This is a genomic window from Streptococcus mitis (genome assembly GCF_005844455.1).
In the GTDB taxonomy this organism is placed as follows: Bacteria; Bacillota; Bacilli; order Lactobacillales; family Streptococcaceae; genus Streptococcus; species Streptococcus mitis_BF.
The window spans coordinates 33,854-44,196 of the sequence record NZ_SPGF01000012.1 but is presented as its reverse complement, the minus strand read 5'-3'; the positions used below and the strand labels follow the sequence as shown (position 1 = coordinate 44,196).

The window sequence follows — 10,343 nt, the reverse complement described above, 5'->3', positions numbered from 1 at the left end:
GAGTACTAGCTATAAACCAGTTGAACCATCTAATTTTTAGGAGGGCTGGGTGGCTAACCTCATTATAGAACTTTCATCGTTCGCAAACAGTCTATTTTTCTTGAAAAATAGGCTTTTTTTCTAAAAATCTCTAGTCAAGCGCTTTATTTTTTTGTATAATAGAAGTAGCAAAGTATAGATAAGAAGAGAAAAGCATGATTACACTATTTCTATCACCGAGCTGTACTTCATGTCGTAAGGCAAAGGCCTGGTTAGAAAAACATAAGGTGCCATTTGAGGAGCACAATATTATGACCAGTCCCTTAACAAGAAAAGAATTGCAACATATTCTTTCCTTGACCGAAAATGGTACTGATGACATCATTTCAACTCGTTCAAAAATTTTTCAAAAATTAGATATTGATGTAGAAAGTATTTCGGTATCGGAATTGCTTCATTTAATTGAGCAGTACCCTAGTCTTTTGCGTCGCCCAATTATTATCGATGCCAAACGTATGCAGATCGGTTTTAATGAAGATGAGATTCGTGCTTTTCTCCCTCGTAGTTACCGTAAGCAAGAACTAAAAGAAGCAAGAATGAGAGCTGGTATTAGTTAATGAACAAACAGTATAGTTACCCACTAGATTTGTCGTGGAGCACTGAAGAACTTGCTTCAGTGCTTTCTTTTTTTAATGATGTTGAAGCTGCCTATGAAGGCAAGGTAGAGGCTAAAAAGTTACTGGACTCCTATAAGGGATTCAAGGCGGTCGTGCCAAGCAAGAGTGAAGAGAAACGTTTGGGACGAGAATTTGAAACGGTTAGTGGCTATTCGCTTTACCGAGCAGTTCAGGCTGCCAAGGAAAAAGGGGAAGGGAAGATTTCTCTTGAAAAGTAAATTTGAATTTGCTAAAGAACTTGTTAAGAAAGCAGGCCAGTACATCCTTGACCACATGCAGGAAGATTTGCAGGTTACGACCAAGTCCTCCCCTACAGACTTGGTGACTAGACTGGACAAGGAAGTTCAGGAGCTTTTGGTTAGTGAGATTTTGTCCCGTTATCCTGAGGATAAGATTTGTGCTGAAGAGGGCTGTTTGCGTGCTTCGGTGCAAGAGGGCAAGGTGTGGATCATTGATCCCATTGATGGTACCAATAATTTTGTCACCCAGCAGGAAGATTTTGCAGTCATGATGGCTTATTTTGAAAATGGTCAAGGGCAGTTTGGTCTGATTTATGATGTGGTCAAAGGGGATTGTTATCACGGTGGTGGTAAGTTTCCAGTTTGTCGAAATGATAAACCCCTAGCTCACTTTAAATCCAAACCACTTGGAGATTTTCTCATTGCAGGAAATAGTGGTATGCTGGAAACCAATGAATGGGGGCTGGCTGATTTGAGCCGAGCGGTTCTTGGTGTTCGTGTCTATGGAAGTGCGGCCATTAGTTTTGCCAAGATTTTGTCAGGGCGTTTGTTGACCTATGTCACCTATCTGCAACCATGGGATTATGCCGCAGCTAGTATTTTAGGGGAAAGTCTGGGCTATCGGGTTGTGACTCTTTCTGGTAAAACTCCTGATTTTCAAACCAGACAGCCGGTCATGATGGTCCCTCTTGAGATGCAGGAGGAAATTCAGTCCTATATTTACGAAAGGAAAAGAACTTAGATGCAATTTCCAAAAGGATTTGTTGAAAAATATGAAGAGATACTAGGAGATGAGGCAAGAGATTTTCTTGCCTCTTTTGAGGAGGAAGCGGTTTCGGCCTTTCGGGTTAATCCTTTAAAAGAAACGCCAGTTTCCTTTCCTGATTCCATTCCTCAAACCCCTTGGGGACATTATGGGAAGGTTTCAGGAAAATCGCCTGAGCATGCTACTGGTTTGGTTTATTCGCAAGAACCTGCTGCTCAGATGGTTGCTCAGGTAGCCCATCCCAGTCCTGGAATGAAGGTCTTGGATTTGGCAGCTGCTCCAGGTGGTAAATCAACTCAGCTGGCAGCCTATCTAGCAGGGGAGGGTCTCCTTGTTTCCAATGAAATTTCAAGCAAACGGGCTAAGATTTTAGTAGAAAACATGGAGAGATTTGGGGCGACAAATGTCGTGGTGACCAATGAATCTGCCGATCGCTTGGCCAAGGTCTTTAAAGGCTATTTTGACCTCATTGTCCTTGATGCCCCATGCTCTGGTGAAGGGATGTTTCGTAAGCAACCAGATGCTATGGATTATTGGAGCCTCGATTATCCGAGTCAATGTGCTAGTTTGCAAAGAGAAATTCTGGAGGAAGCGGTGACCATGTTAGCTGAAGGTGGTCGTCTGGTTTATTCGACCTGTACCTGGGCACCTGAGGAAAACGAAGAGATTGTTAATTGGCTACTGGAAGAGTATGATTTTGACTTGCTGCCAGTTGAGCATATTAATGGAATGGTAGCTGGAATTGACTTGCCAGAAACGGCTCGGATGTATCCTCATCATTTTAAGGGAGAAGGACAGTTTGTAGCCCATCTACAGTTTAAGGGTGACAATCCAGTTCCTAAATTTAAGGCAAGCAAGAGCAACCTCAGCCGAGAACAAGTTGCATTGTGGCATGATTTTGCCAAAAAACACCTAAACATCAATCTACCGGGTATCTTGCAGACTTTTGGGGACCAACTCTATCTCCTTCCAGAACTTTTGCCAGATTTAGGGAAACTCAAGATTGCTCGCAATGGCCTGCATCTGGGTACCTTTAAGAAGAAACGTTTTGAACCCAGTTTTGCTCTTGGTCTAGCCTTGAAACCGAGTCAGGTCAAGCAATCAGTTGAAATTGACCAAGAAGCGTTTGTAAAGTATGCGGCTGGAGAAACCGTTCAGCTGGCAGAAAGTCTGCCAAATGGTTGGTATCAAGTTTTGGTTCAGGGCAATGGTTTGGGCTTTGCTAAGGTGACTGGAAATGTTTTGAAAAATTATTTTCCAAAAGGCCTCAGATTCAAGTGAAAATGCTAGTCAAAGTAGCTTGTCTATGTTATAGTGGAAGTATGGATTTTTTCAAATTGTCTTTCATTTTAAGTCAAAATTTGTGGAAAAGCTAACTGAGTAAATTTCAAGTAAAACCAAGCTCAGAACTTCAGTTGGCTCCCAATTTTCAAAAGAAAAACATAAATAAATAGTTGAAAAAATTCACAGCATTCACCATTATTTTCAAGGAGAAAAACAGTGAAAAAAAGGAAAAAACTTGCTCTATCCCTTGCGGCTCTTTTGCTGGCAGGTTCTTTGGCGGGATGTGCTAGCTGGATTGATCGTGGAGAATCCATGACAGCTGTTGGCTCAACGGCTCTTCAGCCTTTGGTCGAAGCAGCAGCAGATGAATTTGGCTCTATGCACGTTGGAAAAACAGTCAACGTTCAAGGTGGAGGATCTGGTACAGGTCTGTCTCAGGTTCAGTCTGGAGCTGTTGATGTAGGAAATTCAGACGTATTTGCCGAGGAAAAAGACGGTATCAATGCCTCAGCCCTAGTGGACCACAAGGTTGCGGTAGCGGGCTTGGCGGTGATTGTGAACAAGGAAGTTGACGTTGAAAATCTGACAACTGAGCAACTCCGTAGCATCTTCACAGGCCAAGTAACTAACTGGAAAGAAGTCGGTGGGAAAGACCTAGCCATTTCCATTATTAACCGTGCGGCAAGTTCTGGTTCGCGTGCAACCTTTGATAGTGTGGTCATGGATGGTCAATCTGCCGTGCAGAGTCAAGAACAGGATTCAAATGGGATGGTTAAAAACATTGTTTCCCAGACACCAGGAGCCATTTCTTACCTAGCCTTTGCCTATGTGGATGACTCGGTGAAACGCATGAAGTTGAACGGCTATGAGCCGATTGCAGAAAATGTTACAAGCAATAACTGGCCTTTGTGGTCTTATGAACACATGTACACCCTAGGTCAGCCTAATGAATTGGTGGCAGAATTTCTCAACTTTGTCCTCTCAGATGAAGCGCAAAGCGGAATCGTTAAGGGAATGGGCTATATTTCTGTCAAGGAAATGAAGGTTGAAAAAGATGCTGTCGGAACGGTGACAGCACTAGAAGGGAGTCACTAATGAATCAAGAAGAATTAGCTAAAAAATTACTTTCTCCCTCAAAGAACTCTCGTCTAGAGAAACTAGGAAAAGGCTTGACCTTTGCCTGTCTGTCTTTGATTGTCGTCATTGTGGCTATGATTTTGATTTTTGTAGCCCAAAAAGGTTTGTCGACTTTCTTTGTCAATGGGGTCAATATCTTTGATTTCCTATTTGGCCAAACTTGGAATCCTTCAGGTAAACAATTCGGTGCCCTTCCTATGATTTTGGGATCCTTTATTGTCACAATCCTGTCAGCCCTTATCGCAACTCCTTTTGCCATTGGTGCGGCAGTCTTTATGACTGAAGTCTCACCAAAAGGTGCTAGAATCTTGCAACCAGCCATTGAATTGCTGGTTGGGATTCCTTCAGTCGTGTATGGATTTATCGGTTTGCAGGTCGTAGTTCCCTTTGTCCGCAGTGTCTTTGGCGGAACTGGTTTTGGGATTTTGTCAGGTATCTTCGTTCTCTTTGTCATGATTTTACCGACGGTAACCTTTATGACAACCGACAGTTTGCGTGCGGTGCCTCGTCACTATCGAGAAGCTAGTCTGGCTATGGGAGCCACTCGTTGGCAAACCATCTGGCGCGTGACCTTGAAGGCGGCGCGTTCAGGGATTTTCACAGCAGTGGTCTTTGGGATGGCGCGTGCTTTTGGTGAGGCCTTGGCCATTCAGATGGTAGTTGGAAATTCAGCTGTTGTCCCAACTTCACTAACAACACCTGCTGCGACCTTGACCTCTGTTTTGACCATGGGTATCGGAAATACCGTTATGGGAACAGTTGATAATAACGTTCTCTGGTCACTGGCCTTAGTCTTGCTCTTGATGAGTTTGGTCTTCAATAGTGTGATTAAATTGATTACGAAAGAAAGAGGAAAGAAAAACTATGCACGCTAAGAAATTAGATAAACTTGCAACAGCTGTCCTCTACTCGATTGCAGGAATTATTGTGGCCATCTTGGCATCCTTGATTCTTTATATCTTGGTTCGCGGTTTGCCTCATATCTCTTGGCCTTTCTTGACTGGCAAATCATCTTCTTACCAAGCAGGTGGAGGGATTGGAATTCAGCTTTATAATTCCTTCTTCCTTTTGGTCATTACCTTGATCATTTCTGTTCCCCTGTCTATGGGGGCTGGGATTTACCTAGCTGAATATGCAAAAAAGGGTCCTGTGACAAATTTTGTCAGAACCTGTATTGAAATCTTGTCTTCTCTACCATCAGTCGTTGTGGGTCTCTTTGGTTACTTGATTTTTGTAGTTCAGTTTGAGTATGGATTTTCAATCATTTCAGGCGCCTTGGCCTTGACAGTATTTAACCTTCCTCAGATGACTCGAAATGTTGAGGACAGTTTAAAACACGTTCATCATACACAACGTGAGGCTGGTCTGGCTCTTGGGATTTCTCGTTGGGAGACTGTGGTCCATGTCGTCATTCCAGAAGCTCTTCCAGGTATCGTAACGGGTGTTGTCTTGGCATCTGGTCGTATCTTTGGTGAGGCTGCCGCTCTCATCTATACAGCAGGACAGTCCGCTCCAGCCCTTGACTGGTCTAACTGGAATATCCTCAGTGTTACCAGTCCAATCTCTATCTTCCGTCAAGCAGAAACCTTGGCTGTCCACATCTGGAAGGTCAACAGTGAAGGAACCATTCCAGATGGTACCATCGTATCAGCAGGTTCTGCCGCCGTGCTCCTCATCTTTATCTTGATTTTTAACTTTGGGGCGCGCAAACTCGGAAGCTATTTACACAAGAAATTAACCGCTGCCTAAAGGAGAAGCCATGTCAAAATATAACTGGGATGAAAAGCATATCATCACCTTCCCTGAAGAAAAAGTGGCCCTCTCTACTAAGGATTTACATGTTTACTACGGTAAAAATGAATCCATCAAGGGCATCGATATGCAATTTGAAAAAAATAAAATCACAGCCTTAATTGGCCCATCTGGATCAGGAAAATCAACCTACCTTCGCAGTCTCAACCGGATGAATGATACCATTGATATTGCCAAGGTCACAGGTCAAATTCTCTACCAAGGGATTGACGTCAACCGTCCAGAAATCAATGTTTATGAGATGCGTAAGCATATCGGGATGGTCTTCCAACGCCCAAATCCATTTGCCAAGTCTATCTATCGCAATATCACTTTTGCTCATGAACGTGCAGGAGTTAAGGACAAGAAAGTACTTGATGAAATTGTCGAAACCTCTCTCCGACAGGCTGCCCTTTGGGACCAGGTCAAAGACGACCTCCACAAATCAGCCTTGATGCTTTCTGGTGGTCAGCAACAACGTCTCTGTATCGCTCGCGCCATCTCTGTCAAGCCAGACATCCTATTGATGGATGAGCCAGCGTCAGCCTTGGATCCGATTGCGACTGCCCAGCTAGAAGAAACGATGTTGGAATTGAAGAAGGACTTTACCATCATCATCGTGACCCACAGTATGCAGCAGGCTGCGCGTGCAAGTGACTACACAGGATTTTTCTACTTGGGCGATTTGATCGAGTATGATAAGACATCCAACATTTTCCAAAATGCCAAGCTACAGTCTACCAATGACTACGTAACAGGACACTTTGGATAGAAAGGAAACAGTATGACAGAAGCGATTTTACAGGTGTCAGACCTGTCCGTTTACTACAATCAAAAGAAGGCATTGAATAGTGTTTCCCTCTCTTTCCAACCCAAGGAAATTACAGCCTTGATTGGTCCATCCGGATCAGGGAAGTCAACTCTTCTCAAGGCTATCAACCGCATGGGAGATCTCAATCCAGAGGTGACAACAACTGGAACAGTGATTTATAATGGTCACAATATCTACAGTCCGCGTACCGATACGGTTGAATTGCGTAAGGAAATTGGAATGGTCTTCCAACAGCCCAATCCTTTCCCTATGTCTGTCTATGAAAATGTTGTCTACGGCCTACGTATCAATGGAGTGAAGGACAAGCAAGTTTTGGATGAAGCAGTGGAAAAAGCCTTGCAACGAGCTTCCATCTGGGATGAGGTCAAGGATCGCCTACATGATTCAGCTATCGGGCTTTCAGGTGGCCAACAACAACGTGTCTGTGTTGCCCGTGTCTTGGCAACCAGTCCCAAGATTATTCTCTTGGATGAACCAACTTCAGCTTTGGATCCTATCTCGGCTGGTAAGATTGAGGAAACCTTGTATGGTCTGAAAGATAAATACACCATGCTTTTGGTAACGCGTTCGATGCAACAGGCGTCTCGTATCTCTGATAAAACAGGATTTTTCCTAGATGGGGATTTGATTGAGTTTAACGATACGAAGAAGATGTTCCTAGACCCACAAAACAAGGAAACAGAAGATTATATTACAGGAAAATTTGGATAAGGAGTTGAATGATGTTACGATCTCAATTTGAAGAAGATTTGGAGAAATTGCACAACCAGTTCTATGCTATGGGACAAGAAGTGCTTTCCCAAATCAATCGTACAGTGCGTGCCTTTGTTACGCATGACCGTGATTTGGCCAAGGAAGTCATCGAAGACGATGCAGAAGTAAATGAATACGAAGTGAAATTGGAGAAGAAATCATTTGAAATGATTGCCCTTCAACAACCCGTTTCTCAGGACTTGCGTACTGTTTTGACCGTCTTGAAGGCTGTGTCTGACTTGGAACGTATGGGTGACCATGCTGTTTCCATTGCCAAGGCAGCAATTCGTATGAAGGGGGAACAACGCATTCCTGCAGTTGAAGAAGAGATCAAAAAGATGGGACGCGATGTGAAAAACTTCGTCGAAGCGGCTCTAGATCTCTATCTCAATGCGTCAGTGGACCAGGCCTATGAAGTAGCAGCCATGGACGAAAAAATCAACCATTACTTTGATAGCATTCGTGATTTGGCTACAGAGGAAATTAAGAAACATCCTGAAGCCATCGTTACAGGTCGTGATTACTTCCAGGTCATTTCCTTCTTGGAACGTATTGGAGACTATGCCAAAAATATCTGTGAATGGGTTGTTTACTTTGAAACAGGTAAGATTGTTGAACTATAAAATAGGTTCATTCTGTATAAAAAGGAGCTTGAAATCAACCGATAGCTCCTTTTCTTGAATGAAAAAAATATTTTTAAGATAAAAATTCAAAAAGCACTTGACAAGTAACTTGGATAGCGTTATAATTATACAAAATTAACAGAGAGGTTGTTTATTTATGAAATTAAAAAAATGGATATTTGTTTTATGTAGTTTTCTTGCAAGTTTCTTCTTGGTAGCTTGCCAGTCAGGTTCTAATGGTTCTCAGTCAGCTGTTGAGGCCATTAAGCAAAAAGGGAAATTGGTTGTGGCGACCAGTCCTGACTATGCACCTTTTGAATTTCAGTCTTTGGTTGATGGGAAAAATCAGGTAGTCGGTGCGGACATTGACATGGCCCAAGCTATCGCTGATGAACTTGGGGTGAAGTTGGAAATTTCAAGCATGAGTTTTGACAATGTCTTGACTAGTCTTCAAACTGGGAAGGCTGACCTAGCAGTTGCGGGAATTAGCGCTACTGACGAGAGAAAAGAAGTCTTTGATTTTTCAATCCCTTACTATGAAAACAAGATTAGTTTCTTGGTTCGTAAGGCTGATGTAGAAAAATACAAGGATTTAACTAGCCTTGAAAGTGCGAATATTGCAGCCCAAAAAGGAACTGTTCCAGAATCAATGGTCAAGGAACAATTGCCAAAAGCTCAATTGACTTCCCTAACCAATATGGGTGAAGCTGTCAATGAATTGCAGGCTGGAAAAGTAGATGCTGTTCACATGGATGAGCCTGTTGCTCTTAGTTATGCTGCTAAAAATGCAGACCTAGCTGTCGCAACTGTCAGCTTGAAGATGAAGGACGGCGAAGCCAATGCAGTTGCCCTTAGAAAAAATAGTGCTGATTTGAAAGAAGTGGTGGACAAGGTCATCCAAAAACTCAAGGATGAAGGAACTTACCAAAGCTATCTTGAAAAAGCAGCAAGCCTAACAGAAGTTGAAGAATAAGAAAAAAGCAGAGTTGGAAGTCATTCCAATTCTGCTTTTAAATAGTTTAAAACATTTTCCAGATTTTCTAAGGATACCTTGGCAAATTGATAAGGGCAGGCGCTCAAATAGGCCTTTTCAAAGAAGTCCAAGTCCAGTTGGCTGTGTTTGAGACTGGCAATTTTAGGATACTGTCGCAGATCTAGTAATAAACCATCGTGAAGAGGAAAGTGAGGAAGGGGACAAGTCAATTTAGCTAACCTTTCCTCAATTTGTTTTTGGTAAGCTTCCTGATTGGCCAAGCGAGCTAAACGGTTTTTTTCAAACAATTGACTGTCAATATAGAGTGACAGGGCCTTCTGCATGATGAGGTTGCTGTCGTAGTCTAGGATATTTTTGTAGGCCACAAAGGCTTCTTTGATAGCATTTGGAAGAATGAGCGCCGTAATCCGCAGGGCTGGAAAGAGGCTGGTTGAGAAGGACTTGATGTAAACGACCCGCTCCTCTGTATCCAGATAGTGGAAGGTTTGGCCCTTCTTGGAGTCCAAATCACCCAGATAGTCGTCCTCTACGATATAAACACCATACTTGGTAGCTAAGTCAAGAATAGCTCGTTTGTCCTGCTCGGAATAGGAATGGCCTAGGGGATAGTGAAAACGAGGAATAGTATAGAAAAACTTGATCTTTCCTGTCTTGAAATGGCCTTCCAGCTCCTCCAAATCAATCCCATCAATGCCTCGTTCAATCGTTTGATAGTTCAATCCCTGAGCAATCAATAGGCGATTCATTCGATGGTAGGTCGGCTGTTCCACCAAGATTTCCTTGGCTTGGCTAGGGAAGGAAATTTGAGAGAGGATAAAAAGGGCTTGTTGGGTTCCAGAAGTCAGTACCAGTTGGTCAGCCTTGCAGTAGAGGGCTTGGTCAAAGAGGAGTTGGTGAATGGACTGTCTTAGGTCTTCTAAACCTTCTTGGTTGTCATAGTAGTTGAAGAGGTAGTTTTCTCGACCAATCAAGGTTTCATTGACACAGAGTCGGAAATCGTCATAGGCGCTGGCGTGTTCGTCGGTAACCTCAATTTCTAGGTCCTGGTGTTGCCCTTGCTCTAAGACATAGTAGCCACTCTGGGGCTTGGCATAGAGGTATTGTTCATGTCGTAATTCCAGCAGGGCTCGCTGGATGGTGTCCTTGCTACAGTGAAAGTCAAGGGTTAGTTGGCGGATAGAAGGCAGGCGGCTTCCCGTCGGAAAACGTCCAGACTCGATGCCATTTTTTAGATAGGAAACGACCTCTTGGTACTTGCTTTGTTTCTT

General features: G+C 43.2%; 12 protein-coding genes. 11 read left to right on the top strand and 1 reads right to left on the bottom strand.

What is annotated here, in order from left to right:
• Positions 1 to 194 precede the first annotated feature (194 nt).
• From FGQ53_RS03915 to FGQ53_RS03865, 11 genes are all read left to right on the top strand, one after another.
• Positions 195 to 596, top strand: a complete 402-nt coding sequence (locus FGQ53_RS03915) for a Spx/MgsR family RNA polymerase-binding regulatory protein (protein ID WP_000631254.1) — start codon at positions 195 to 197, stop codon at positions 594 to 596.
• Positions 596 to 874 carry a UPF0223 family protein gene (locus tag FGQ53_RS03910; protein ID WP_138335917.1) on the top strand — a complete coding sequence of 93 codons (279 nt, stop codon included), beginning with the start codon at positions 596 to 598 and terminating at the stop codon, positions 872 to 874. Before FGQ53_RS03915 ends, FGQ53_RS03910 begins: the two co-directional genes overlap by 1 nt.
• A complete protein-coding gene (locus tag FGQ53_RS03905) occupies positions 864 to 1,637 on the top strand; it encodes an inositol monophosphatase family protein (RefSeq protein ID WP_138335915.1) in 774 nt (257 codons plus the stop codon). The genes FGQ53_RS03910 and FGQ53_RS03905 overlap by 11 nt, the downstream gene beginning before the upstream one ends.
• Complete coding sequence (locus FGQ53_RS03900) at positions 1,638 to 2,942, top strand: RsmF rRNA methyltransferase first C-terminal domain-containing protein (protein ID WP_138335913.1); 1,305 nt, start codon at positions 1,638 to 1,640, stop codon at positions 2,940 to 2,942.
• Between the two features lie 219 nt (positions 2,943 to 3,161).
• Positions 3,162 to 4,040: a phosphate ABC transporter substrate-binding protein PstS family protein gene (locus FGQ53_RS03895; protein ID WP_101786434.1), complete on the top strand. Its 879-nt coding sequence runs from the start codon at positions 3,162 to 3,164 to the stop codon at positions 4,038 to 4,040.
• Positions 4,040 to 4,957: a phosphate ABC transporter permease subunit PstC gene (gene pstC / locus FGQ53_RS03890; protein ID WP_138335911.1), complete on the top strand. Its 918-nt coding sequence runs from the start codon at positions 4,040 to 4,042 to the stop codon at positions 4,955 to 4,957. Before FGQ53_RS03895 ends, pstC begins: the two co-directional genes overlap by 1 nt.
• Positions 4,947 to 5,831 (top strand): phosphate ABC transporter permease PstA, encoded by an 885-nt coding sequence (gene pstA / locus FGQ53_RS03885; RefSeq protein WP_138335909.1) that lies wholly within the window; start codon positions 4,947 to 4,949, stop codon positions 5,829 to 5,831. The genes pstC and pstA overlap by 11 nt, the downstream gene beginning before the upstream one ends.
• Positions 5,832 to 5,841: 10 nt before the next feature.
• Positions 5,842 to 6,645 (top strand): phosphate ABC transporter ATP-binding protein PstB, encoded by an 804-nt coding sequence (gene pstB, locus FGQ53_RS03880; protein WP_000049847.1) that lies wholly within the window; start codon positions 5,842 to 5,844, stop codon positions 6,643 to 6,645.
• Between the two features lie 12 nt (positions 6,646 to 6,657).
• Entirely contained in the window at positions 6,658 to 7,416 is a 759-nt protein-coding gene (gene pstB / locus FGQ53_RS03875) for a phosphate ABC transporter ATP-binding protein PstB (RefSeq protein WP_138335908.1), read from the top strand.
• An 11-nt stretch (positions 7,417 to 7,427) separates the two neighbouring features.
• A complete protein-coding gene (gene phoU, locus FGQ53_RS03870) occupies positions 7,428 to 8,081 on the top strand; it encodes a phosphate signaling complex protein PhoU (RefSeq protein WP_138335906.1) in 654 nt (217 codons plus the stop codon).
• Positions 8,082 to 8,238: 157 nt separating this feature from the next.
• Positions 8,239 to 9,054: an ABC transporter substrate-binding protein gene (locus tag FGQ53_RS03865; protein WP_138335904.1), complete on the top strand. Its 816-nt coding sequence runs from the start codon at positions 8,239 to 8,241 to the stop codon at positions 9,052 to 9,054.
• A gap of 20 nt (positions 9,055 to 9,074) precedes the next feature.
• Here FGQ53_RS03865 and FGQ53_RS03860 read toward each other — a convergent pair.
• Positions 9,075 to 10,343, bottom strand: a 1,269-nt coding sequence (locus FGQ53_RS03860) for a PLP-dependent aminotransferase family protein (protein ID WP_138335925.1), incomplete at its 5' end; no start/stop codon positions are given.

What these genes read in the sequence shown, in the direction of transcription:
- pstA (WP_138335909.1), top strand. Translation starts at nt 4,947, where the DNA reads ATGCACGCTAAGAAATTAGATAAACTTGCAACAGCTGTCCTCTACTCG.
- pstB (WP_138335908.1), top strand. Translation starts at nt 6,658, where the DNA reads ATGACAGAAGCGATTTTACAGGTGTCAGACCTGTCCGTTTACTACAAT.
- FGQ53_RS03915 (WP_000631254.1), top strand. Translation starts at nt 195, where the DNA reads ATGATTACACTATTTCTATCACCGAGCTGTACTTCATGTCGTAAGGCA.
- FGQ53_RS03865 (WP_138335904.1), top strand. Translation starts at nt 8,239, where the DNA reads ATGAAATTAAAAAAATGGATATTTGTTTTATGTAGTTTTCTTGCAAGT.
- phoU (WP_138335906.1), top strand. Translation starts at nt 7,428, where the DNA reads ATGTTACGATCTCAATTTGAAGAAGATTTGGAGAAATTGCACAACCAG.
- pstC (WP_138335911.1), top strand. Translation starts at nt 4,040, where the DNA reads ATGAATCAAGAAGAATTAGCTAAAAAATTACTTTCTCCCTCAAAGAAC.
- FGQ53_RS03910 (WP_138335917.1), top strand. Translation starts at nt 596, where the DNA reads ATGAACAAACAGTATAGTTACCCACTAGATTTGTCGTGGAGCACTGAA.
- FGQ53_RS03900 (WP_138335913.1), top strand. Translation starts at nt 1,638, where the DNA reads ATGCAATTTCCAAAAGGATTTGTTGAAAAATATGAAGAGATACTAGGA.
- pstB (WP_000049847.1), top strand. Translation starts at nt 5,842, where the DNA reads ATGTCAAAATATAACTGGGATGAAAAGCATATCATCACCTTCCCTGAA.